Origin of the sequence: Streptomyces sp. CWNU-52B (assembly GCF_047444975.1) — a bacterium.
Classification (GTDB): Bacteria; Actinomycetota; Actinomycetes; order Streptomycetales; family Streptomycetaceae; genus Streptomyces.
The window spans coordinates 444,741-467,234 of sequence record NZ_JBLFJV010000050.1; the positions used below are offsets into that span (position 1 = coordinate 444,741).

General features: G+C 72.0%; 18 protein-coding genes. 11 read left to right on the forward strand and 7 right to left on the reverse strand.

From position 1 onward, the window contains the following. Positions 1 to 66: 66 nt before the first annotated feature. The 3 genes from ACLVWQ_RS34820 to ACLVWQ_RS34830 all read right to left on the reverse strand — a co-directional run bounded on the left by ACLVWQ_RS34820 (position 67) and on the right by ACLVWQ_RS34830 (position 4,254). Positions 67 to 2,391: a molybdopterin oxidoreductase family protein gene (locus tag ACLVWQ_RS34820; RefSeq protein WP_414113237.1), complete on the reverse strand. Its 2,325-nt coding sequence runs from the start codon at positions 2,389 to 2,391 to the stop codon at positions 67 to 69. 232 nt (positions 2,392 to 2,623) lie between these two features. Beyond that, a complete protein-coding gene (locus tag ACLVWQ_RS34825) occupies positions 2,624 to 3,244 on the reverse strand; it encodes a TetR family transcriptional regulator (protein WP_414113238.1) in 621 nt (206 codons plus the stop codon). A 440-nt stretch (positions 3,245 to 3,684) separates the two neighbouring features. Next, positions 3,685 to 4,254, reverse strand: a complete 570-nt coding sequence (locus tag ACLVWQ_RS34830) for a hypothetical protein (protein ID WP_414113239.1) — start codon at positions 4,252 to 4,254, stop codon at positions 3,685 to 3,687. Positions 4,255 to 4,481: 227 nt separating this feature from the next. Here ACLVWQ_RS34830 and hmgA point away from each other — a divergent pair, with 227 nt between their 5' ends. The 4 genes from hmgA to ACLVWQ_RS34850 all read left to right on the forward strand — a co-directional run bounded on the left by hmgA (position 4,482) and on the right by ACLVWQ_RS34850 (position 9,475). Continuing rightward, positions 4,482 to 5,882, forward strand: a complete 1,401-nt coding sequence (gene hmgA / locus ACLVWQ_RS34835; RefSeq protein ID WP_414113240.1) for a homogentisate 1,2-dioxygenase — start codon at positions 4,482 to 4,484, stop codon at positions 5,880 to 5,882. A 273-nt stretch (positions 5,883 to 6,155) separates the two neighbouring features. Next, positions 6,156 to 6,905, forward strand: coding sequence for a GntR family transcriptional regulator (locus ACLVWQ_RS34840; RefSeq protein ID WP_414113241.1), 750 nt, complete (start codon positions 6,156 to 6,158; stop codon positions 6,903 to 6,905). Between the two features lie 41 nt (positions 6,906 to 6,946). After that, positions 6,947 to 8,167: a type ISP restriction/modification enzyme gene (locus ACLVWQ_RS34845; RefSeq protein WP_414113242.1), complete on the forward strand. Its 1,221-nt coding sequence runs from the start codon at positions 6,947 to 6,949 to the stop codon at positions 8,165 to 8,167. 63 nt (positions 8,168 to 8,230) lie between these two features. After that, positions 8,231 to 9,475 carry a CaiB/BaiF CoA transferase family protein gene (locus ACLVWQ_RS34850; RefSeq protein WP_414113243.1) on the forward strand — a complete coding sequence of 415 codons (1,245 nt, stop codon included), beginning with the start codon at positions 8,231 to 8,233 and terminating at the stop codon, positions 9,473 to 9,475. Positions 9,476 to 9,535: 60 nt separating this feature from the next. Here ACLVWQ_RS34850 and ACLVWQ_RS34855 read toward each other — a convergent pair whose 3' ends face one another. The 3 genes from ACLVWQ_RS34855 to ACLVWQ_RS34865 form a co-directional block, all read right to left on the reverse strand. After that, on the reverse strand, positions 9,536 to 9,805 hold the full coding sequence (locus ACLVWQ_RS34855) for a hypothetical protein (protein WP_414113244.1): 270 nt from the start codon (positions 9,803 to 9,805) through the stop codon (positions 9,536 to 9,538). Positions 9,806 to 9,920: 115 nt separating this feature from the next. Then, positions 9,921 to 10,712 (reverse strand): anti-sigma factor domain-containing protein, encoded by a 792-nt coding sequence (locus ACLVWQ_RS34860; RefSeq protein ID WP_414113245.1) that lies wholly within the window; start codon positions 10,710 to 10,712, stop codon positions 9,921 to 9,923. Next, entirely contained in the window at positions 10,709 to 11,308 is a 600-nt protein-coding gene (locus tag ACLVWQ_RS34865) for a sigma-70 family RNA polymerase sigma factor (protein WP_414113343.1), read from the reverse strand. Before ACLVWQ_RS34865 ends, ACLVWQ_RS34860 begins: the two co-directional genes overlap by 4 nt. A 233-nt stretch (positions 11,309 to 11,541) precedes the next feature. On the opposite strand from ACLVWQ_RS34865, the gene ACLVWQ_RS34870 reads away from it, so the two are divergent. The 4 genes from ACLVWQ_RS34870 (at position 11,542) to ACLVWQ_RS34885 (ending at position 18,149) form a co-directional block, all read left to right on the forward strand. Continuing rightward, entirely contained in the window at positions 11,542 to 13,080 is a 1,539-nt protein-coding gene (locus tag ACLVWQ_RS34870; protein WP_414113246.1) for a DUF4331 domain-containing protein, read from the forward strand. Between the two features lie 121 nt (positions 13,081 to 13,201). Further along, the gene (locus ACLVWQ_RS34875; protein WP_414113247.1) at positions 13,202 to 14,839 is read left to right on the forward strand and encodes a tetratricopeptide repeat protein; all 1,638 of its coding nucleotides are present in this window, start codon (positions 13,202 to 13,204) and stop codon (positions 14,837 to 14,839) included. Between the two features lie 50 nt (positions 14,840 to 14,889). Continuing rightward, positions 14,890 to 16,401 carry a sulfite exporter TauE/SafE family protein gene (locus tag ACLVWQ_RS34880; RefSeq protein ID WP_414113344.1) on the forward strand — a complete coding sequence of 504 codons (1,512 nt, stop codon included), beginning with the start codon at positions 14,890 to 14,892 and terminating at the stop codon, positions 16,399 to 16,401. A 44-nt stretch (positions 16,402 to 16,445) separates the two neighbouring features. Next, complete coding sequence (locus ACLVWQ_RS34885) at positions 16,446 to 18,149, forward strand: serine/threonine-protein kinase (protein WP_414113248.1); 1,704 nt, start codon at positions 16,446 to 16,448, stop codon at positions 18,147 to 18,149. Here the strand turns inward: ACLVWQ_RS34885 and ACLVWQ_RS34890 are convergent, their stop codons facing one another. Then, positions 18,150 to 18,959, reverse strand: a complete 810-nt coding sequence (locus ACLVWQ_RS34890; RefSeq protein ID WP_414113249.1) for an SGNH/GDSL hydrolase family protein — start codon at positions 18,957 to 18,959, stop codon at positions 18,150 to 18,152. Positions 18,960 to 19,275: 316 nt separating this feature from the next. On the opposite strand from ACLVWQ_RS34890, the gene ACLVWQ_RS34895 reads away from it, so the two are divergent. The 3 genes from ACLVWQ_RS34895 to ACLVWQ_RS34905 all read left to right on the forward strand — a co-directional run bounded on the left by ACLVWQ_RS34895 (position 19,276) and on the right by ACLVWQ_RS34905 (position 22,366). After that, a complete protein-coding gene (locus ACLVWQ_RS34895) occupies positions 19,276 to 20,484 on the forward strand; it encodes a S8 family peptidase (RefSeq protein ID WP_414113250.1) in 1,209 nt (402 codons plus the stop codon). 333 nt (positions 20,485 to 20,817) lie between these two features. Further along, positions 20,818 to 21,258: a hypothetical protein gene (locus tag ACLVWQ_RS34900; RefSeq protein ID WP_414113251.1), complete on the forward strand. Its 441-nt coding sequence runs from the start codon at positions 20,818 to 20,820 to the stop codon at positions 21,256 to 21,258. Between the two features lie 13 nt (positions 21,259 to 21,271). Continuing rightward, positions 21,272 to 22,366 (forward strand): GNAT family N-acetyltransferase, encoded by a 1,095-nt coding sequence (locus ACLVWQ_RS34905; RefSeq protein WP_414113345.1) that lies wholly within the window; start codon positions 21,272 to 21,274, stop codon positions 22,364 to 22,366. Positions 22,367 to 22,494 lie beyond the last annotated feature (128 nt).

Here is a 22,494-nt window from a genome sequence, read left to right on the forward strand (position 1 = left end):
CGTTAGGTCGGGGCCACAAGCCTTAACAAGATGTTGACACGAGAGCAATAAGCGCAGAACTCCTGGTCACAGCGGTGCGCTGGTCGGGGCGATCTCGATGGGTACGCCGTTGAGGACCGCCGTGCCGGAGAGCGGGTCGAGCAGGCTGCCGTCCAGGAGCTGGTTGACGTTGACGCCGGGGTCGGCGGCGGCGTGGTGGGTGCGGGTGCCCGGCCGGTCGTGCCCCCAGCCGTGCGGCAGGCTCACGACCCCGCGCCGTACGGAGTCGGTGACCTCGGCGGGGGCGACGACCTCTCCCCCGGCGCCCTTCACGCGTACTGGTGCCCCGTCGGTGACGCCGAGGCGTTCGGCGTCGTCGGGGTGGATGTGCAGGGTGCAGCGGTTGGTGCCGCCGGTGAGGGCGGGGATGTTGTGCATCCAGCTGTTGTTGGACCGCAGATGGCGGCGGCCGACCAGGACGAGGCCTTCCGGGCGCCTGCGCAGGGCGTCGCGCAGCCGCGGCAGGTCGTCGGCGAGCGGCCCCGGAAGCAGTTCGACCAGTCCGCTGCGGGTCTTGAGGGGACCCGGCAGGCGTGGCGCGAGCGGTCCGAGGTCGATGCCGTGCGGGTGGTCGAGGAGTTGCCGCAGGGTCAGCCCTTCGGGGCGGGCGCCGAAGCCGTCGCCGTACGGGCCGAGGCGCAGCATCAGGTCGAGGCGGCGCTCGGGACCGGTGTCACCGGTGAGGGCGGCGGCCAGTTCGCGGGGTTCACGACCGTATACGGGCGAGTGCTGTTCCTTGACGGCCTTGCCGAGGGTCTGGTCGATGACCATGGTGTCGACGGCGGAGGGGTCGGTGCCGTGCAGGCCGGTCGCGGCGAGGACGAGCCGGGCCAGGATCTCCGTCTCGGCCATCCTGCCCTCTTCCAGGGGGACGGCGGCCCGGGTGTAGCGGACCTGGTTGCGTACGGCGAGGGTGTTGAAGGCGAAGTCGTGGTGCGGGCTCTGCGAGGGCGGGGGCGGCGGCAGTACGACATGGGCGTGCCGCGAGGTCTCGTTCAGGTACGGGTCGACGCTGACCATGAAGTCGAGCGAGCCGAGGGCCTTGTCGAGGCGGTCGCCGTCGGGGGCGGAGAGGACGGGGTTGGCGGCGATGACGACGAGGGCGCGGATCGGCTCGCCCTCGGCCGTCGCGGTGTCGATCTCCTCGGCGAGCGCGGCGAGCGGCAGTTCGCCCTTGGCCTCCGGGTGCCGGCTCACCCGGCTGTGCCAGCGGCCGAGCGCGAAGCCGCGGCCGGGTCCCGCGGGGCGGGGTGTGCGGTCGGTGGCGGCCTGCGGGAAGAGGGCGCCGCCAGGCCGGTCGAGGTTGCCGGTGAGGACGTTGAGGACGTCGACCAGCCAGCTGGCCAGGGTGCCGTGCGGGACGGTGCAGCTGCCGATGCGGCCGTAGACGGCGGCGGTGGGCGCGGCGGCGAGCTCCCGGGCGAGCGCCCGGATGGTGCCGGCGTCGACGTCGCAGGCCCCGGCGGCCGCCTCGGGGGTGAAGTCCCGTACGGCGTCGCGGAGTTCGTCGAGGCCTTGGACCAGTTCGCCGAGCTCGCCGAGGTCGGTGAGGTGCTCGTCGAAGAGGACGTACGCCATCGCCGCGAGGAGCAGGGCGTCGGTGCCGGGGCGGACGGCGACGTGCCGGTCGGCGAGCTTGGCGGTGCGGGTGCGGCGGGGGTCGATGACGGTGAGCGTGCCGCCGCGCGCCTTGAGGGCCTTGAGCTTGCCGGGGAAGTCGGGCGCGGTGCACAGACTCCCGTTGGACTCCAGGGGGTTGGCGCCGATCAGCAGCAGATGGTCGGTGTGGTCGAGATCGGGTACGGGGATCGCGTTCGCGTCGCCGAAGAGGAGGCCGCTGGAGACGTGCTTGGGCATCTGGTCGAGCGTGGACGCGGTGAACAGGCTGTGCGTGCCGAGGCCGGCGAGCAGGACGGTGGGGTAGAGCGCGCCGGCCATGGTGTGCACGTTCGGGTTGCCGAGGACGGCTCCGACGGAGTGCGGCCCGTACCGCTCGACGACCGGCCGGAGCCCGGCGGCGACCGCGTCGAAGGCCTCTTCCCAGGTGGCCTCGCGCAGCTCCCCGTCCTTGCGGACCAGCGGGGTGCGCAGCCGGTCCGGGTCGCTGTCGGCGGCCCCGAACGACGCCCCCTTGGGACAGATGAACCCCTGGCTGAACACGTCGTCACGGTCCCCGCGCGCGCTCGTCACCCGGGTCCCCTCGATGGTGAGCGTCAGCCCGCAGGTGGCCTCGCAGAGCGGGCAGATGCGCAGGGCCGTACGGGTGTCGGCCGCACGGGAGTCGGTGGTACTGGACACGGGTCCTCCCGGAGGGGGTGGCGGCAACGGCGACGCACTGACCCTGCCGAGCATACCGACCGGTATGGACGGTGGGGAGGGGGCGCGGGGGTCGGGTCGGGAATTCGCGTGCGGTCCGCCTTCGGCCGCCCAGGTCTGTCGGCCTGGAGCAGCCGGCCGAGAAGGACGGGGGCAGGCCGTTGCGGGGGCCGACGAGCGGGGCCTGCCGGCGTCCTGGATCCAGAGCCTTTCGACGCCACAGTCACGGTGCCGGGACCGGATCAGTCCAGGACATCAACCCAGGACATCAGTCCAGGGAGCGTGACAGATACGCCCGGAGCAGTTCCCGTGTCTCCTCTATGACCCGCTCGTCGCCCGACGGGTCGAGGCGGAAGGCGAGTTGGACGAGGGTGTCGGCGGCCTCGACGGCGATGAGGAAGACGCGCCGGAGGTCGTCGTCGGGCTCGCGGTCGAGGTAGCCGGAGAGCAGGTCGGTGAGCCGGTCGGCGACGCGGGTGTTGGGCTGGGCGTCGCGGGTGCCGACGGGTATCTGGTTGCCGAAGTCGACGAGGGAGAAGCCGGGCGCGGTGCGCTTCATGGCGATGTACTCGTCGAGGACGGCGTCCACGGCCGCCCGCCAGCCCAGGTCGGCGCCGGTGTTCTGGAGGCGGTGGGTGACCCGCTCGGTGTAGATCTCGAAGTTGCGCTGGGCGAGCGCGTCGGCCATGGCCCGCTTGTTGCCGAAGAACCGGTAGACGGACCCGATGGGCACCCCGGCGCGCAGGGCGACCGCGCGGGTGCTCAGGGCGTCGTAACCGACCTCGTCGAGGAGGTCCGCGCAGGCGTCGAGGATACGGGTGAGTCGTTCGGCGCTACGACGTTGGACGGGCGCGCGGCGCAGCGAGGTCGCTTGGGGCACGGGCTTCATGATGCCTTTCCGCCGCGGTCCGGTGAACCATGCCCTTGGGTACGAAAACCGGTGCCCTCACCACTCATCCACCACCGCCCACACGACCACGGAACACGGCAGACCCCGTGCCTTCCAGGGGCGCGGGGAACGGCGCAATCCTTTAGGGGCGCGAGGAACTGCGCGCTCAGCCCCCACCCACCCGCAGCCACCCCGCGGAACACGGCAGACCCCAGGCCTTCCAGGGGCGCGGGGAACGGCGCAATCTTTTAGGGGCGCGGGGAACTGCGCGCTCAGCCCTCACCCACCCGCAGGCACCGAACCGGGCGCCGAACCCGGCGCCGAAAAGCCCCCGCGCGTCGGAACCAGATCGGCCGCGGAACACGGCAGACCCCAGGCCTTCCAGGGGCGCGGGGAACGGCGCAATCTTTCAGGGGCGCGGGGAACTGCGCGCTCAGCCCTCACCCACCCGCAGGCACCGAACCGGGCGCCGAACCCGGCGCCGAGAAGCCCCCGCGCGTCGGAGCCAGGTCGGACACCGTCATGTCCGCCGTGCTGCCGACCGGCTCCCCGTCCACGGCCCAGACCGTGTCGTCGTCGGCGTGCAGCCGTACCGTCACCTGGTGAGTGCCCCGCGAGACCGCGTCCCCCGCGAGGTGGTGCTCCCGGCCCCGCAACAGGGACAGCGGCCGGCCGTCCAGCCGGAGCATGGCGTAACCACGGCCCGGCTCGGCCTGCCTGCCCGTACCGGCAGGGGAGAAGCGGAAGCCGCGGAGGGTCAGCCGGACGTCCCAGCCGTCGTCCGCGTCCGGCTGTATCTCGATCGCGACCTCGGGCGCGCTCTTCTTGTCGATCTCACGGTAGTGCCGCCCCTCCTCGTCCGTGTCCTTCAGCACCTTGCCCACCGGCGACGGCCTCACCTCGTCGTCCTCGGGCGCGCCGCCGGATCCGCAGCCCGTCGCTCCGGCGAGCACAGCGCCGAGCAGGGCACAGACCGCCGGCGCGGTGAGGAACGCGCGCGTCCACGACATGCCGGGGAGATTAGAGCACCGCTCCGACAGCCGGATCCCCCTTGAGTCGGGTTCTTGGCACTTCAGCGGGCCCTGGCGCGATCAGGAGCCACCCTGGCTCGATCGCACCGGCTCCCACCGGGCGCCGGGAACCTCCCCCTTGCGCGCCGATTCATCGAATCCTACGGTGATACATAGGAATCGAGGGCGAGGCAGTGCAGCGCAAGTGCGGGAGTGAGGGAGTGGGCATGAGCGGGGACGCGCACAACGGCGCCGGGGAGTCGCGGAAGACCGCCGAGGCGCTGACGTATCTCTCCGGGTTCGGCAACGAACACAGCTCGGAGGCGGTCCCGGGCGCCCTCCCGCGCGGCCGCAACTCACCGCAGCGGGTCCCGCTCGGGCTGTACGCGGAACAGCTGAGCGGTTCGGCGTTCACCGAGCCCAGAGCGCACAACCGCCGTTCGTGGCTGTACCGGATCCGACCGTCGGCCGCGCACCCCGCGTTCACCCGCACCGACAACGGCACACTGCGCTCGGCGCCCTTCACGGAGACGGTGCCGGACCCGAACCGGCTGCGCTGGAACCCCTTGCCGGAGCCCGCGCCGGGTACCGACTTCCTGGCGGGCCTGTGGACCCTCGGCGGCAACGGCGACACCACGCAGCGCACTGGCATGGCCGTGCACCTCTATCACGCCAACTCCTCGATGGAGCGGGTGTTCAGCGACGCGGACGGCGAGCTGCTGATCGTGCCGGAGCACGGCGGACTGCTGCTGCGCACCGAGTTCGGGCTGCTGTGCGTGGAGCCGGGACATGTGGCGCTGATCCCGCGTGGGGTGCGCTTCCGGGTGGAGCTGCTGGACACCGCCGCGTCCGACGGCGGGCGGGGCCCGGCCGCCCGGGGGTACGTGTGCGAGAACTACGGGGCTCCCTTCCGGCTCCCCGACCTCGGCCCGATCGGCGCCAACGGCCTGGCCAACGCCCGGGACTTCCGGGCGCCGGTCGCCGCGTACGAGGACGCCGAGGCGGCCGGGGGCACGGCGGGCCCGGTGGAGGTGGTCAACAAGTTCTGCGGCAACCTCTGGACGGCGCGGTACGACCACTCGCCGCTGGACGTCGTCGCCTGGCACGGCAACCACGTGCCGTACGTCTACGACCTGCGCCTCTTCAACACGATGGGCACCATCAGCTACGACCACCCCGACCCGTCGATCTTCACCGTGCTGACGTCGCCGTCGGACACCCCGGGTCTCGCCGGGGTCGACTTCGTGGTCTTCGCGCCGCGCTGGCTGGTGGGCGAGGACACCTTCCGGCCGCCCTACTTCCACCGGAACGTGATGAGCGAGTACATGGGCCTCGTCGAGGGCGCCTACGACGCGAAGGCGGCCGGGGAAGGTGGCTTCGTGCCGGGCGGCGGTTCGCTGCACAACATGATGTCGGCGCACGGCCCCGACCGGGAGACGTACGAGCGGGCGAGCGCCGCCGAGCTGCGACCGCAGAAGGTCGACGACGGGCTGGCCTTCATGTTCGAGACGCGCTGGCCGGTCACCGCCACCGCGCAGGCCGCACGGGCGGACCACCTGCAGAGTGCGTACGACAGCGTGTGGCAGGGCCTCCAGCGGAACTTCCGACCGGACGACGCACGCCCATGAGGACTGTCCCGGCCGCGGGGCGGCAGTGACGACCGAGGCTGCGGTGACGACCGAGGCTGCGGTGACAGCCGCGGAGGCAGCGCCAGCCGCCGGGACGGTGCCGGTCGCGGAGGCAGCGCCGGCCGCCGGGACGGTGCCGGCCAAGAAGGCAGCGAAGGCCGCCGGGACCGCGGCAGCCGCGGAGTCGGCGACAGCCGCGCAGCCGCGAACCGGCCACCGGCTGCCGATGACCGACCGTTGCACCGAACGCCCGCGACCGGTACGGATACCTTCGTGACCTCCTTCGCGCCGGACTCGATCGTCCTGAACCGCAAGCTGCCGCTCTGGTACCAGGTGTCGCAGTCCCTGCGCGCCTCGATACTCGGCCGGTCGCCGCAGGATCCACTGCGGCTGCCCACCGAGGAACGGCTGGCGGAGCACTACGGGGTGAGCGTGCTGACCATGCGGCAGGCGCTCAAGGAACTGGAGGACGAGGGCCTCATCAGCCGCCACCGCAGGCGCGGCACGTTCATCGAGCCGGGCGCCCTGCGAGGCGCGCCGGTCCGCCTGCTCGGCTCGGTGGACGCCATCGTGGCCCAGCAGTCGGGCATGACGACGCGGCTGCTGGCCCACGGGAGCGAGCCCGTGTCGGGCGATCTCCGCGAGCACTTCCCCGATCTGGCGGAGGTCGCGACGTACCACCGGCTGCGCAGCGACGAGAAGACCGGTGAACCCACCAATCACGCGCGCAACTACGTCCGGCCCGAACTGGCCGCCCTGATCGACCCCGAGGACCTGGTCCGCTGGCCCATGACCAAGGTGCTGCGGGATGTCGTGGGGGCGAGGATCGGCCAGATCACCGACACCGTGGAGGCGCGGCTCGCCGACCCGGAGACCGCCCGGCTGCTCCAGGTCCCGCTGCTGAGCCCGATCCTGCACTACACGGGCGTCGTGCACGGCGAGGACGGCCGGGCCCTCGACGTGGCCCGCATCCACTACCGGGGGGACCGTTTCTCGTTCACCGTCACCCTCGACGCCCACTGACCGTGCGGGACCCGGCCGCCGTCCGGAGCCCACGTCGTACGATGCCGGGCGTGACGCCCGACACCGACGCTCCGCTGCTCGCGGACCTCATGCCGTGGTCCGTCGCACCTCCCCGGCTGGGCCGGGCGTGGCCGGCGGCGCCCGACGCGGCGTCCCTGAAAGCGCGGTGGGACGCCCTCGTGAAGGCCGAGGGGCCCGACCGCGAGGCGCTGTTCGGCGTCACCCGCGCCCGGACCCTGCACTCGGCGGTGGGGCAGTTGCCCGGCCACCCCTGCGGAACGGGCCGGCTGGCGCGCGCGTCGGGCCCCTGCGCGGCACCGGTCCGGGTCCTGGTCGGGCCGTTCGACGAGCAGTGGCTGATTCCCGACCACCGGTTGATCGACGCGGCGCGCCCCGAGCTGTGGCGGGTGGCGGACGAGCACCAGGTGTTCGCCGTCGAGCAGGCGCCGGTGGCCGACGGTCCCGCGCTCCTCGTCGCGTCCGTCCTGCCGGTGGTCCCGCCGCCACCGAAGAACCCCCGGACGAAGAGCGCCCCCGGCGCCACCCGTGCCGGGCGCGTCCGGCCCCTGTACCGGCGTCCCGGCGGCCTCGAACCGAATCTGGCCCCGGGTCTGACGGAGCTGCTGTCCGAGCGTCTGGGCCGTCCCGTGACGCCGCTCGACGTCCTCGCCTGGACGGTCGCGGTCGCCCGCCCGGGGCCGGACGGGCACACCGTCCCGCTCACCTCCGACCCCGAGTTGTGGGCGCGGGGCACCGAGTCGGGTCATCGCGCGCTGCGGCTGATGCGCCGTGACGGTGAGCGCCCCAAGCTCCCCGGCGGCCGCCGCCCCTACGTACGGGCCCCGCTCCCGGCCTTCCCGCTCGAACCGCGCTACGACCGCGAGGAGGAGACCCTCCACCTCGACGAGGGCCGCATCTCCCCCGTGCCGCCGGCCGCCTGGGACTTCGAGGTGGGCGGCGTCCGCGTCCTGGACCAGTGGTTCACCGGCCGGATCACCCGCCCGGAGCCCGGCACGCTGGAGGCCGTCCGCCCCACGACGTGGCCCCAGCCCTGGACGTCGGACCTGCTGGAACTGGTGACGGTACTGACCCTGCTGGCCGACCTGCGCGCACAGCAGACGGACTTGACGGTCGAGGCACCCGTCACCGCGGCGGACCTGCGCGAGGCGGGCATACTCCCGCCCCCGGCCGCGACCCGCCGCCCGGCCTCGGTCCTGGACCACCCGGAGGAGGGCCCGGAGGGCCAGTTCGCCCTGCTGTGACCGCCCGCCCCCGTGCATGACAGTGCATGACAAAACCGCCGCACCCGGGACATGATCCCTCGCATGGAGCCACTTCCCCCGCCTCAGCCTCAGCCTCAGCCTCAGTCCCTGCCCCTGCCCCTGCCCCTGCCCCTGGAGGGCATCACCGTCGTCGCCGTCGAGCAGGCCGTCGCCGCGCCCTTCGCCACCCGGCAGCTCGCCGATCTCGGGGCCCGGGTCATCAAGGTCGAGCGGCTGGACGGCGGCGACTTCGCGCGCGGCTACGACACCGCGGCCGCCGGGCTCGCCTCGCACTTCGTGTGGTGCAACCGCGGCAAGGAATCCATCGCCCTCGACCTCAAGGACCCGCGGGGGCTCGACGTGGTGCGCCGTCTGGTGGCCGACGCCGACGTCTTCGTGCAGAACCTCGCGCAGGGCGCCGCCGCCCGGCTCGGCCTGGACGCGGCCACCCTGTGCGCGGCGCACCCGCGGCTGATCGCCGTGGACATCTCGGGGTACGGGGCCACCGGGCCCTACGCCGGCAAGCGCGCGTACGACATGCTCGTGCAGTGCGAGGCGGGCCTCGTGTCCGTGACGGGCACGGCCGGGCAGCCGGTCAAGGCGGGTATTCCGGCGGCCGACATCGCGGCGGCGATGTACGCGTTCTCGGGGGTGCTCGCGGCGCTGGTGCGGCGTGGCACGACGGGGCGCGGCGGACCGGTGGAGGTGTCGATGCTCGACGCGCTCGCGGAGTGGATGGGCCATCCGCTGCACCATGTGATGCACGGCGGAACTCCCCCGGCGCGCACCGGCCTCGCGCACGCCGTCATCGCCCCGTACGACGGCTATCCGACCGGGGACGGCGGCAGGGTGCTGCTGTCGGTGCAGAACGACCGGGAGTGGCGGCGCCTCGCCGAGCAGGTGCTGGAGCGGCCGGAGCTGGCCCACGATCCGGCGTACGCGACGAACGCGGCGCGGGTCGAGCACCGGGAGCGTACCGACGAGCTGGTCGGCGGGGCGCTGGCGGCGCTCACCTCGCGGGAGGCGGTGGCGCGGCTGGAGGCGGCCGGGATCGCCTGCGCGCTGCTGCGGGACGTGGCGGAAGTGGCTCAGCACCCGCAACTGGCGGCCAGGGACCGGTGGCGGGAAGTGGATTCGCCGGTCGGGCCGCTGAGGGCGCTGTTGCCGCCGATCACGCTGCCGGGCGGGGACTCGGCGAAGATGGGGCCCGTACCCGCACTCGGGGAACACACCGGGGCGCTGCTGCGTGCCGTGGGGATGACGGACGATGAGATCGCAGCATTGCGCCGGGACGGTGTGTCCGCCTGAGCGCGGGTCGGGGTCGGTCCTGTTCGGATTCGGCCGCCTGTCAGCGACCGGGGTCGCCGGTCAGCGACCGCCGAACAGGGAACGGCGCAGTCGGCGCAACGGCGCGAAGAGCGAAACCCGCCCCACTCGCGCCCTCCTGCCGGTGCGGTCGTGCGTGGTGTCACGAGCGGTGAGCTCGCGCATCAGCAACGTCGCCTCGGCCGCTTCCCGCTGCGGGACGGCTGGGCCGCCCATCACCGAGAGATGGCGGTCGAGGCGCGAACTGGTCGCGCTGCTTCCACACGTGATCGCAGGGACTCGTGCCCTGCCACGCACCGTTATCTGTTCCATGTCACTCCCCACCCATACGAGGGCACCCGGCCCGGGCAGGTTAACCCTATCGCTCCCTCGCGACACTCGTGTATCCCGGGCGCGGGATTCACCTCTCCGGTAAGGGCGTTGACGATTACTCTCCGAATCCAAGTGATTCCAGGGCGAGTTGGACAACCGGTGCGCTGGTGGGCTGCGGAGAACCACCGGACGGCTCGACGGTGACAGCCAGTGATGTCGCGTCCGTTTCGAGCCCGGCGACCATCAAGGGCGTGTCGCCGTCGAGGAGCCCCAGGGAGCGCGGTTTCTCCTCCGGCCGCATGAGCCACAGCTGATGGACCCGTTCGTTCGAAGGGGTGACGAGCCCGGCCGAGGTGACCACGGCGCTGTGCTGCGAGGCGGACGCGACGACACCGATGCCCTGGCCCTTCGCGTCGCGTCCGGCACCCGCGCGCGCGTCCGGCGCGGCGAGAACGTGGGCTATCTCACGTGCCTGCGCCCGCTCCTGGCTCAGCTGGTCCTGCGTACGCGACGCCTGCATGCCGAAGAGCGCGGCGACGACGAGGGCGGCGGCGGCCGTGGTGGAGGCGAGCGGGACGAGGAACGGCGAGAAGCCCGAGCGGCGGGCACGTGACGGCGGGCGCTGCGCACGCGCGCGGGCCCCCGCTTGCGGACGGGCGTGGGCCGGCTCCTGAGGGGTCGTGCGTACGGCCGTCAGGACCCGGTCGCGCAGCGCGGCGGGGGCCGGGGCCGCCGTGGACCAGGCGAGGCGGACCGCGTCCTCGCGCAGGGCACGTACCTCGGCGGCGCAGCTGTCACAGCCCTTCAGGTGCTTCTCGAATCGTTTGTGCTCACGGGGTTCCAGGGCGTCGAGGGCGTACGGGGCTGCCAGCGAGTGCAGTTCGCCGCGGCGGAAGATGCCGGTCATGCCACACCTCCGAGGCAGTTGCGCAGCCGGGTGAGCCCGTCCCGCATCCGGGTCTTCACCGTGCCGAGCGGCAGCGAGAGCCGTTCGGCCACTTCACGGTACGTATAGCCGTCGTAGTAGGCGAGGGTGACGGACTGCCGTTGCAGGGCGGTGAGCCGGTCGAGGCAGCGGCGTACCCATTCGCGTTCGAGGCCGGCCTCCACCTCCTCGGCGACCTGGTCGAAGGCGGGGCCGTTCGCCCGCCGGGCCATGCGCAGTTCGCGCTCCCCCGCGGCGCGGGCACTGCGGACCCGGTCGACCGCCCTGCGGTGCGCGAGGGTCAGGACCCAGGCCAGCGCGGTGCCCCGGCCGGGGTCGTAGCGCCCCGCGGAGCGCCAGAGTTCGAGGAGCACCTCCTGCGCCACCTCCTCCGACTGCGCCGGATCCCGCACCACCCGGCGCACCAGCCCGAAGACCGGCCCGGACACCAGGCCGTACAGCTCCTCGAAGGCCTTCTGGTCACCTCCGGCCACGAGCACCAGAAGTTCGTCCGCCTCCACCCGTTCTCCCCTCTCCGACCGTGAACGGCCCGCTCCGACCGTGAACGGCCCGTCCAGTCCTCACGTATTCGGCGCAGGCACGCCTTCGGATGGGGTTACGGATCAACTGCTCGAAAACGCGGGTGAATCCCGAACCAATCCTTTCCCTCCCCCGCTCCGAATGGCGTGCATCAGGCACCACCGACCCGACGCGGAACGGACGCGGAAGAACGTGGGAGCGGACCACTCGAGAGGCCGCTGCCGCCCGCAGCACCGCCGGGACTGAAGCTTTGGGACAGAGGACGGACGGCATGACACCTTTCACCAGTGGGTTCGTGGGACGCAGGAGCCTCGCGACCCTTGTCTGCGGTGCGCTGGCCACCGGCGGGCTCGCCGCCGCCGGCGTGGCCTCGCTCGCACCCGGGACCGCGAGCGCCTCCAGCCACCGGGAGGCTCCGCTCATCTCGGGGCAGCCGCAGTACGACAACACGGACGTGTACGCGTTCGCGAGCCCCGACAAGCCCGACACGACGACCCTCGTCGCGAACTGGATCCCGTTCGAGGAACCGGCCGGCGGACCGAACTTCTTCACGTTCGCCGAGGACGCCCAGTACGACCTGCACATCGACAACAACGGTGACGCGCAGGGCGAGTTGGTCTTCCGCTACACGTTCAAGACGCACGTCAAGAACGACAAGACCTTCCTGTACAACACGGGTCCGGTGGAGAGCCTCGACGACCCGGACCTGAACATCACGCAGACGTACGACATAGACCTGCTGCAGCTCAAGGACCAGCACCTGGTCAAGAAGACGAAGTACGCGGACGACGTACCGGTCGCGCCGTCGAACGTCGGCAAGGCGTCCATGCCGGACTACGCCAAGCTCCGCTCCGAGGCCGTGCACGAACTCCCGGGCGGCGCGACGACGTTCGCCGGTCAGGCCGACGATCCGTTCTTCCTCGACCTGCGCGTCTTCGACCTGCTGTACGGCGGGAACCTGTCCGAGGTCGGCAATGACACGTTGAAGGAGTACAACGTCAACTCCATTGCCCTGCAGGTCCCGAACGACCTGATCCAGGAGTCGGCCGACCAGCCGATCGTGGGCATCTGGTCGACGACGCAGCGCAGGAGCGCGAGCGGCGAGTACCGGCAGGTGTCGCGGCTGGGCATGCCGCTGGTGAACGAGGTCGTCAACCCGATCAAGGACAAGGACAAGTTCAACGCGTCCGCGCCCTGGAACGACGCCGACTTCCTGAAGAACGTCACCAACCCCGAGCTGCCGAAGCTCATCGAGGCGATCTACAAGATCGACGCGCCGGACGAGCCCCGCAACGACCTGGTCGACGTGTTCCTGAAGGGCGTGGAGGGTCTCAACCAGCCGCCGCACGTGCGTCCTTCGGAGATGCTGCGGCTCAACACCTCGATCAAGCCGTCCGCCGAGGAGAAGCGCCTCGGTGTGCTGGACGGCGACAACGCGGGCTTCCCGAACGGCCGCCGGCTGAGCGACGACGTGCTCGACATCGCGCTGCAGGTCGTCGAGGGCGAACTGGTCGGCGCGAAGAACGACCTGGGCGACGCGGTCGACAAGAACGACCAGAAGTTCGAGAAGGCGTTCCCGTACGTCGCTCTGCCGACCTCCGGTTCGCGCGGACCACTGGCCAAGGGCACGACCGGCACCAACGACGTCCGCAACCAGCTCGGTGACGCGCTGCAGCCCACCGGCACGTCCGGCACGGGCGGTATGGACGACACCACGCTGATCGTCGTCTCGGCGGCCTCGGGCGCGGCGGGCTTCCTGCTCGTCGGCACGGGTCTGCTGTGGTGGCGCAGCCGCCGTCGGGCCTACTGACCCGCACCCCTGACAGGCGCGGTCCGTGCGTAACCGTTCCCGCGGCGCACGGGCCGCGCCGCCCGGTAAGCGAACGTGAACGTGAACCACCGTTTCCACCAAGGCGATCGAGGAGAGGGCGATGTCCCCGCGTAGCGACGACGACGCGCAGGAGAGGGACCGGAGGGGTCGGACGGAACGGACGGATCGGACGGACCCGAAGAGGGATCTCACCGACGAGGCCGCGGAGGCCGCCACGGCCCCCGAGGCACCCCGGACTCCCGACACGGCCGGCACAGCCGATACGGCTGATACGGCTGATACGGCTGATACGGCTGATGTGTCCGAGACCTCCGAGGTCGCTCGGGCGGCTGAGACCTCTGACATCTCCGAGGCCGGGCAGCCCGTCCCCGGGGAGCCGCGGGCATCCCGGCGGACGCGGGTGTCGCAGCTCGCGGCCTGCGCCGTCGCCCTCTCCCTCGCCATGACCGCGGGGGCCGTGGTGCTGGGCCACCAGGACGACTCCGGTACGAGCACGGTGTCGTCCGCGCCCGGTCTCACCCCCGAGTTGCTGGCCGGCGGCAGCCTCGCGTCGAGCATCTCCGCACTGCAGACCCATCTCAAGGCACAGCCCAAGGACCACGGCGGCTGGGCCACGCTGGGCATCGCCTATGTCGAGCAGGCCCGCACCAACGGCGACCCGTCCCGCTATCCGCAGGCACAGCGCGCGCTGGAACGCTCGCTGGAGCTGAGCCCCGGCAACGACCCGGCGCTGGCCGGCCGGGCGGCGCTGGCCGCGGCCCGGCACCGGTTCCCCGAGGCGCTGACGTACGCGGAGAAGGCCCTGGCCGAGAACGCCTTCAACGAGCGCGCGCTGTCGGTCCGTATCGACGCCCTGGTCGAACTCGGCCGCTACAAGGAGGCGTCGAAGGCCGCCGACGAGGCCGACTCCCGCCGCCCCGGCGTACCGGTCTTCACCCGGTACGCCTACGTGCACGAGCTGCGCGGTGACGTGCGCACGGCGCGCCGGGTCCTGGAGCAGGCGCTGGCCGGGGCCACCGCGCCCGGCGACATCGCGTACGTGGCGTCGTCGCTGGGCCAGCTCTCCTGGCGCGAGGGCGAGTACAAGAAGGCACTCACGTACTACGAGCGGGCGCTGCGGGCCGACGGGACCTACCTGCCGGCGCTGGAGGGACGGGCCCGTGCCCAGGCGGCGAGCGGTGACCGGGCGGCCGCGATCCTCGGCATGGAGGAGGTCGTGGCGCGCTTCCCGCTGCCGGGCCCGCTGGTCGTGCTCGGCGAGCTGTACGAGGACCGCGACGGCGAGACGGACCGGGCCGAAGCCCGTGACCAGTACGCGCTGGTGAACGCCTGGACGGCGCTGGCCCGCGCGAACGGCGTCAACGCCGACCTGGACACCGCCCTCGCCGCGGCGGACCACGGTGACCACGCGGCGGCCCTGCGCGCCGCGCGCGCCGAGTGGGCGCGCCGGCACACCGTCCACACCGCGGACGCGCTGGCCTGGGCGCTGCACGTCGACGGCCGTGACGACGAGGCCCTGGCGTACGCCCGCCGGGCCACGGCCACCGGCTACCGCGACGCGACGTTCCTCTACCACCGCGGCATGATCGAACACGCCACGGGCCACGACAAGGAGGCCCGCGGCAGTCTGTCGGCGGCACTCGACCTCAACCCGGGCTTCTCACCGGTGGGCGCGAAACTGGCCCGGAAGACGCTGACGGAACTGTCGAAGGCGACGGCGGCGGGCGGTGCCCGGTGAGCGCCCTCTCCGTACGCCGTCGCGCCCTCGGCGCCTGCGCGGCCGTGCTCATGGCCGCCTGCGCGCTGGTGCTGATCCCCTCCGGGACGGCCTCGGCGCATCCGCTGGGCAACTTCACCGTCAACCGGTACGACGGTCTGGTCGTCGCTCCCGGGAAGCTGCGGGTCCTCCATGTGGAGGACCTCGCGGAGATCCCGGCGACCCAGGCGCAGCCCGCCATCGACAAGGCCGGCATGGCCGGTTGGGCCCGGGAGCGGTGCGAGTCGGCGGCCGGCCGGAGCCGGGTCACCGTGGGCGGGAAGGCCGTGCCCCTGACCGCGGGTGGGAGCCGGGCCCGGGTGCGGCCGGGGCAGGCGGGGCTCAAGACCCTTCGGGTGGAGTGCCGTTGGACGGCTCCGCTGCCGGACGGCGAGCTGTCGCTGGACTTCCACGCGTCGGTGGACGACGGGCCGGGCTGGCGCGAGGTCACGGCGCGCGGCGACCGTACGACCCTCACCGCCTCGGACGTACCGGAGAAGTCCATCTCGGACGAACTGACCACGTATCCCGGGGAGTTGCTGTCGTCACCGGCGGACACGGCGAGCGCCTCGCTGCGCGTGCGCCCCGGTGGTCCCGCGCTCGTCGAGGAGAACTCCGACGCGCCCGCCTCGTCCGTGCTGCCGCGTGGCGCCGACCGCTTCACCCGCGCCCTGGACGACCTGGTGTCCCGCCACGATCTGACGCTGAGCTTCGCGGCGCTCGCCCTGGGCATCTCCGTGGTGCTCGGCGCGCTGCACGCCCTCGCTCCGGGCCACGGCAAGACCATCATGGCCGCCACGGCCGCCGCGCGCGGTGACGCCACGATGCGTGACGTGCTGCCGCTCGCCGCCTCCGTGACCATCACGCACACGCTCGGGGTGGTCGCCCTCGGCATCCTCGTCACCGCCGGTTCGGCGGCCGCGCCCTCGGTGATCGCCTGGCTGGGCGTGCTGAGCGGCGTCGTCGTCACGGTGGCGGGCGCGACCCTCGTACGACGGGCCTGGCAGCAGCGCGGACAGGGGCACAGCCATCACAGCCATGCCCACGGGGACGGTCACGCGCACAGTCACGGGGACGGCCACGCACACAGTCACGAGGATGGGCATGGGCATGAGCATGGGCATGGGCACGGGGACGGACACGCTCATCCCCACCCGCACCCCCACTCGCATCCCCACCCGCACTCGCACGGCCCTGCCCTCAAGCTCAAGGACACCCTCCTCCTCGGCTTCGCCGGCGGGCTCGTCCCCAGTCCCTCCGCCGTCGTCGTGCTGGTCGGCGCGGCAGCGCTCGGCAAGGCCTGGTTCGGGCTGCTGCTCGTGCTGGCGTACGGAGTCGGGCTCGCGCTCACCCTCACGGCGGCCGGGTTCGCCGTGGTCAAGGTCGGCAGCAGGGTCGCGAAGGCGATCGAGAACGGCGCCCGGTGGTCGGGGAGCAGGACCGCGGCGCTGCTCCGCCGGGGCACACCGCTGGGGTCGGCGTTCGTCGTGGTGGCGCTCGGGGCCGGATTGGTGTTCAAGGGGGCGGCAACCGCGCTCGGTTGAGCTACTTTTGTTCAGGATCGTGCGGATGCGATGGGGGGACGCCCGTGTCCGAGTCACCGGGCAGTGAACGCGTGATCGCGGACCGCTACCGTCTTCTCTCGCCGCTGGGCGAGGGCGGGATGGGGACGGTGTGGCGGGCCCGCGACGAGGTGCTGCACCGCGAGGTGGCCGTCAAGGAGGTGCGGGCCCCCGGCGGGCTGCCGGGTCCCGACGTCGAGCGGATGTACGCCCGGCTGGAGCGTGAGGCGTGGGCGGCCGCGCGGGTCTCGCACCGCAACGTGGTGACGGTCTACGACGTGGCGACGGAGGACGGCCGCCCCTGGATCGTGATGGAGCTGATCCGCGGGATCGCCCTGTCCGACGTGCTGGACGCCGAGGGTCCGCTGTCGCCGCAGCGCGCCGCCCACATCGGCGCGGAGGTGCTCGCCGCGCTGCGGGCCGCGCACGAGGCGGGGGTGCTGCACCGGGACGTGAAGCCGGGCAACGTCCTGATGTCGAACGACGGCCGTGTCGTGCTCACCGACTTCGGTATCGCCACGGTCGAGGGCAGTTCGGCGCTCACCATGACGGGTGAGGTGATCGGCTCGCCGGAGTTCCTCGCCCCGGAGCGCGCGCTCGGGCGTACGCCGGGGCCCGAGTCCGACCTGTGGTCGCTCGGTGTGCTGCTCTACGCGGCCGTCGAGGGCAACTCGCCGTTCCGTCAGAACACCCCGCTCAGCACCCTGCGCGCGGTCGTCGACGAGGAGCTGCCGCCACCGCGCCTGGCAGGTCCGCTCACCCCGGTCATCGAGGGCCTGCTGCGCAAGGACCCGGCGCGGCGCATGTCGGCCGACGAGGCGGAACAGGATCTGCGGATCGTCTCGGCCGGCGGTACGGCGCGTGCGCGCACCACCCCCTACACGCCGACGGTCGCCGCGTTCCCCCAGCGGCCGCCCGAGACCGAGCCGGCCCCCGTGCCCGCCTACACGCCCTCCGCCGCCCCGCCGCGGGACGCGCGGCAGCCCCCGACCGCGACGACCACGACCGCGCCGCAGGACCGTCCCCGGCGCGCGACGATCGCGGTGATCGCGGGTCTGGTGGCACTGGCCCTCGCGCTGGCCGGCCTCACCTACGCCCTGGTCAACCGCGGCGACGGGGGCGACGGGGCGGACCGTTCCAACGGCGGTACGACGAGCGGTGGTTCGACGGGCGGCGGTGACCAGCAGACGACCGGCGGGGGCGGCACCGACGGCGGCCCGACGACGGAGGACCCGGGCACGAGCGGTACGAGCGACACGAACGGCGGTGGCGGCTCGACCACCGGCGGCGGCCAGTCGACGTCCGCGCCCGCCCAGTCCGTGAAGGTGACGGTCTCGGGCTCGCACACCGACTACACCGGCACCTGCCCGCCGCCCGAGACGGGCGCTCCCACCTTCACGGCGACCTTCACCGTGGGCGTCGTACCGGCGGACGTGCGGTACCGGTGGGTGCTGGAGACCGGTGAGGTGTCCGACCCCGGCTGGAAGACGCTGTCGTTCGCTCAGGGCGGCGGGCGGACCAAGCAGAACACGGTCGTCCTGACGACGTACGACGCGTCGGGGACGTACGAGAACAAGATCGGTGTGGAGGTCCGCAGCCCGGAGCGGACCACGTCGAACTCGGTGCCCTTCTCGGTCACCTGCGAGACGGAGGCCCCGACGGGCGGGACCTCCGATTCGGCTTCGTCCCGGGCGCTGTCCCCGAACGGGGCGGTCAGGCCGCGGCGGTGATCAGGCCGCCGCGGTGAAGACGGGCAGGTAGCCTCCCGACTGGCCGGCTGCGGTCGGGTGGTAGGACTCTCCGATGTTCAGCCAGTTGACGCTGTTCAGCCAGGCGCTGCCCGAGCAGATCTCGTGGTTCGCGAAGGTGGTGCGTACGTCTCCGAAGGCGAAGCCGTGGTCGGCGGCGCGCTTGGCGAGGGCGCTGTCCAGGTAGTCGGCGGCGCTGTTGATGGCGGCCCGCTCGGTCTCGGAGAGACCGGTCACGCAGGTGCCGCTGAGCTTGTAGAAGCGGGGGTAGCCCATGACGACCACCTGGGCCGCCGGAGCCTTGGCGCTGATCGCCGAGTACACCGAGTCGAGTTTGGCGGGCAGTGTCGAGTCGACGTACGCCTTCGCCGTGTTGACACGTGCCACGCACGTGCTTTCGGACTGCAGGATGCAGGTCGTCATGACGTCGGCGAAGCCCGCGTCGTTGCCGCCGACCGAGACGGAGACGAGGCCGGTGCCGGAGCCGAGCGAGCCCAGCTGGTTCGCCAGAACATCACCCGTACGAGCACCCGAGCAAGCGGCGAAGGTGAACGACGAGGGTGAATGCGCGGCCGCCCAGAGGTAGGGGTAGGCCTTCGTGCTGCGCTTGCAGTCACCGCTGGAGCTGATGTAGCTGCCGGCGCCGACACCGGAGGAGTAGGAGTCGCCAAGGGCCACATAGCCCGTGGCGGCGGCTTGTTCGGACGCCTGGGCCGCTGTCGCCCCGGTGAGGGCGAAGGCGGCGGCGAACAGGAGCGAGGTCACGTATGCCGTAAGTCGGGAACGTCTCATGGAACCTCCCTTTAGCACGATCTCTGCTGCAACTTTCGTACCAGCTACGCGCATTGACAGGAAGTGTTCATGCCAAGACTTTTCCGGACCGACCGGGATCTCCCACAGGTGTTCACCACACGTTCGATTGCGTGCTCATGTCATACATATGACAAGCCCTCGATTTGCTTGAGCTGCGCCGCCGATCCGATCACGCTGATGTCTCAACCGGTAGCGGAACGCAACGCTCCCGGCCGTGCGTGCGATCGCCCGCGCACCCCCCACAGACGCATGCCCTCACCCGGGCGTGCGCCCCCATGAGGAGGAATCCCTCGTAATGGCTCAGCTGCGTAGCAAGAAGATCCGGATCGCCGCGGCGACCTCCGTGGTGACCGCCGCCCTGCTCGGCGCCGTGACCGCGCTCCCCGCCCAGGCCGCACCGGCCGAGGGCCGGGTGCTCGCGGCGGACTCCCCCACCGCCGTCAAGGACAGCTACATCGTCACGCTGGAGAAGGGTGCGGACTTCAAGGCCTCGTCGGCCGAGGGCCGGAGTCTGATCAAGGAGTACGGCGGCACCGTCGAGAAGACGTTCGGCGCCGCGCTGAACGGCTACTCCGCGAACCTGTCGGCCGCGGAGGCCCGCAGACTCGCCGCCGACCCGTCGGTGGCCACGGTCGAGCAGAACCAGACGGTACGGGCGAGCGACACCACCCAGTCCAACGCCCCCTGGGGCCTGGACCGCTCCGACCAGACGTCCCTGCCGCTCTCCGGCACGTACACCTACCCGGACTCGGCGGGCAGCGGGGTGACGGCGTACGTCATCGACACCGGCGTCCGCATCACGCACTCCCAGATCAGCGGCCGGGCCAGCTACGGCTACGACGCCGTGGACGGCGACACCGTCGCCTCGGACGGCAACGGCCACGGCACGCACGTCGCCACGACCATCGCGGGCTCGACCTACGGCATCGCCAAGAAGGCGAACATCGTGGCGGTCCGCGTGCTCGACAACAACGGCTCGGGCACCACCGCGGGTGTCATCGCCGGCATCAACTGGGTGACCGCGAACCACAGCGGCCCCTCGGTGGCGAACCTGTCGCTGGGCGGCGGCGCCTCCACCACCCTGGACAGCGCGGTGTCCAACTCCATCGCGAGCGGGGTGACCTACGCGGTCGCGGCGGGCAACAGCAGCGCCAACGCCTCCTCGTACTCCCCGGCCCGGGTCGCCGCGGCGATCACGGTCGGCGCCACCACCAACACGGACGCCAAGGCCAGCTACTCGAACTACGGCTCGGTCCTGGACATCTTCGCCCCCGGCTCGTCGATCACGGCGGGCTGGAACACCAGCGACACCGCGACCAACACGATCTCCGGTACGTCGATGGCCACGCCGCACGTCGCGGGCGCGGCCGCGGTCTACCTGGCCGGCCACACCTCGGCCACCCCGGCCCAGGTGGCCACGGCCCTGGTCAACGGCTCCACCCCCGACAAGGTGACCACCCCCGGCACAGGCTCCCCCAACCGCCTCCTGAAGATAGTCCCGTAACCCACCCGGCAGTCACCCGCCACCCCGTTCGGGGTGGCGGGAGACTGCCGTCCTCTGGGGGCGCGGGGAACTGCGCAATCCTTCGGTCTCGCACGGCGGGGGCTCCCGTTCACCCTCCAGGGCCCCGGGCAACAGCCCGGCCTTCAGGGGCGCGGGGAACTGCGCGACCAGCCCTCGACCACCGGCACCCGACCACCCACCCCGAGCCGACTCGCCCCACGCTCAACTCCGGTCCCCCCACGGGGAAATCGACCACACCACGTCTTGACTCCCCCCGCACAGCTGCGCGACATTGAAGCCCGGCATCCGGCGCTTCAGGGGGCAAAGTCGCCAATGCAGACCATAGGTATCAAGTCATCATCATCGGACCCGTCCACCCCGACCGATGACGAACGCTCAGGCCAGGACCCGGGAAGGGACCTGCTGTCACTCCTCGCGGGGGCGGCCACCACGGTCGCCGGCGTCGGCGCCGTCCTCGCACTCGCCGACATCAGCTCCCCCCTGCGCGCCCCGTTCGCGCTCTTCTTCCTCCTGGCCGCCCCCGGCACCGCCGTCGCGGCCGCCCTGCGCGGCCTGGACCCGTTCGGCCGCGTCCTGGCCTCCCTGTCGGCGGCGGTGGCGGTCAACCTCCTGGTCGCCCAGGGCATGCTCGCGGTGCACCGCTGGTCGGTGCCCGGCGCGATCGCGACCGTGGCGGCGCTCAGTTCCCTCATTCTCCTGCTGGTCCTGGTACGGCGGCTGCACGGCCGTACGGCGAGAAGACAGGCGTCCTGACGTGGACATCGACGTGGCCATCAGCGTGTACCGCCCCGGCGAGCTGACCTCCGCCGACCGGTCGGCCTGGACGGACTTCCAGTCCAAGGCCCATCTGCACGGCACCCCCGAGCTCGCGAACCCGTTCCTGTCACCGGAGTTCGCGCTCGCCGTCGGCCGCTGCAGACGCGGCGTACGGATCGCCGTCGTCAGGGAGAACGGCGAACCGGCCGCCTTCTTCCCCTTCCAGACCACCGCCGCCGGCGTCGGCAGAGCCATCGGCCTCGGCGTCTCGGACTGCCAGGGCCTCGTCCACCGGCCCGGCTTCACCTGGGACGCCCACGAACTGCTGCGGGCCTGCGGGCTCGCCGTGTGGGAGTTCGACCACCTGGCCGAGGGCCAGGCGCCGTTCGAGGCGGGAGCCTCCGGCACCTTCCCCTCCCCGGTCATCGACGTCGACCGGGGATACGAGGCGTATCTGAGCCAACTCCGCGTCCAGTCCCCGAAGTTCACCCGGACCACGCTCGCCAAGGAGCGCAAGCTGGGCCGCGACCACGCGGACGTCCGGTACGTGCACGACGAGCGCGACCCCGAGGTGCTGCGCACGCTGATGCGGTGGAAGTCGGCGCAGTACCGCAGGACCGGCCGCAGCGACCGCTTCGCGCACGACTGGATCTCCCGGCTCACCCACCAGCTCTTCCACAGCCGCTCGGAGTCGTTCGCCGGACTCCTGTCGGTGCTCTACGCGGACGGCAGACCGGTCGCCGCGCACTTCGGGCTGCGCTCCGAGCGCGTGCTCGCGTGCTGGTTCCCCGCGTACGACCCGGCGTTCTCGAAATACTCCCCCGGCCTCGTCCTGCATTTGCGCATGGCCGAGGCGGCTGCCGCCGACGGCATCGCCTATCTGGATCTCGGCCGGGGTCAGAAAGAATACAAGGACTCCCTGAAGACACGGGATCTTTCCGTGTCCGAGGGGTGGGTTGCGCGCCGCCATCCCGTGGCGCTCGGACACCGGGCGCGACGCGCCCCCGTCCGCGCGTTGCGCAATACGGTGCTGGGGAGGCCGGAGTTGTTCGGACCGGCCGATAAATTGCTCAAACGGATGGGGAAAATCCGTTCGGGCGGTTGAGTAACAGCCATATCAACAAAAACGTGAGGCCTGGTTCCAGGCCTTGCCATAGCGTCTCAATCATCAATACCGTCGTACATCTCACCCGCATCGGACCATCAGCGCACCTGCGATCTAGGGGAGGGCTC

Coding starts and splice junctions, on each gene's coding strand:
- hmgA (WP_414113240.1), top strand. CDS start 4,482: ATGAGCGGGGACGCGCACAACGGCGCCGGGGAGTCGCGGAAGACCGCC.
- ACLVWQ_RS34855 (WP_414113244.1), bottom strand. CDS start 9,805: ATGGAACAGATAACGGTGCGTGGCAGGGCACGAGTCCCTGCGATCACG.
- ACLVWQ_RS34830 (WP_414113239.1), bottom strand. CDS start 4,254: ATGTCGTGGACGCGCGCGTTCCTCACCGCGCCGGCGGTCTGTGCCCTG.
- ACLVWQ_RS34825 (WP_414113238.1), bottom strand. CDS start 3,244: ATGAAGCCCGTGCCCCAAGCGACCTCGCTGCGCCGCGCGCCCGTCCAA.
- ACLVWQ_RS34860 (WP_414113245.1), bottom strand. CDS start 10,712: ATGACCGGCATCTTCCGCCGCGGCGAACTGCACTCGCTGGCAGCCCCG.
- ACLVWQ_RS34880 (WP_414113344.1), top strand. CDS start 14,890: ATGGCCGCCTGCGCGCTGGTGCTGATCCCCTCCGGGACGGCCTCGGCG.
- ACLVWQ_RS34895 (WP_414113250.1), top strand. CDS start 19,276: ATGGCTCAGCTGCGTAGCAAGAAGATCCGGATCGCCGCGGCGACCTCC.
- ACLVWQ_RS34900 (WP_414113251.1), top strand. CDS start 20,818: ATGCAGACCATAGGTATCAAGTCATCATCATCGGACCCGTCCACCCCG.
- ACLVWQ_RS34850 (WP_414113243.1), top strand. CDS start 8,231: ATGGAGCCACTTCCCCCGCCTCAGCCTCAGCCTCAGCCTCAGTCCCTG.
- ACLVWQ_RS34875 (WP_414113247.1), top strand. CDS start 13,202: ATGTCCCCGCGTAGCGACGACGACGCGCAGGAGAGGGACCGGAGGGGT.
- ACLVWQ_RS34890 (WP_414113249.1), bottom strand. CDS start 18,959: ATGAGACGTTCCCGACTTACGGCATACGTGACCTCGCTCCTGTTCGCC.
- ACLVWQ_RS34870 (WP_414113246.1), top strand. CDS start 11,542: ATGACACCTTTCACCAGTGGGTTCGTGGGACGCAGGAGCCTCGCGACC.
- ACLVWQ_RS34820 (WP_414113237.1), bottom strand. CDS start 2,391: ATGCTCGGCAGGGTCAGTGCGTCGCCGTTGCCGCCACCCCCTCCGGGA.
- ACLVWQ_RS34845 (WP_414113242.1), top strand. CDS start 6,947: ATGCCGGGCGTGACGCCCGACACCGACGCTCCGCTGCTCGCGGACCTC.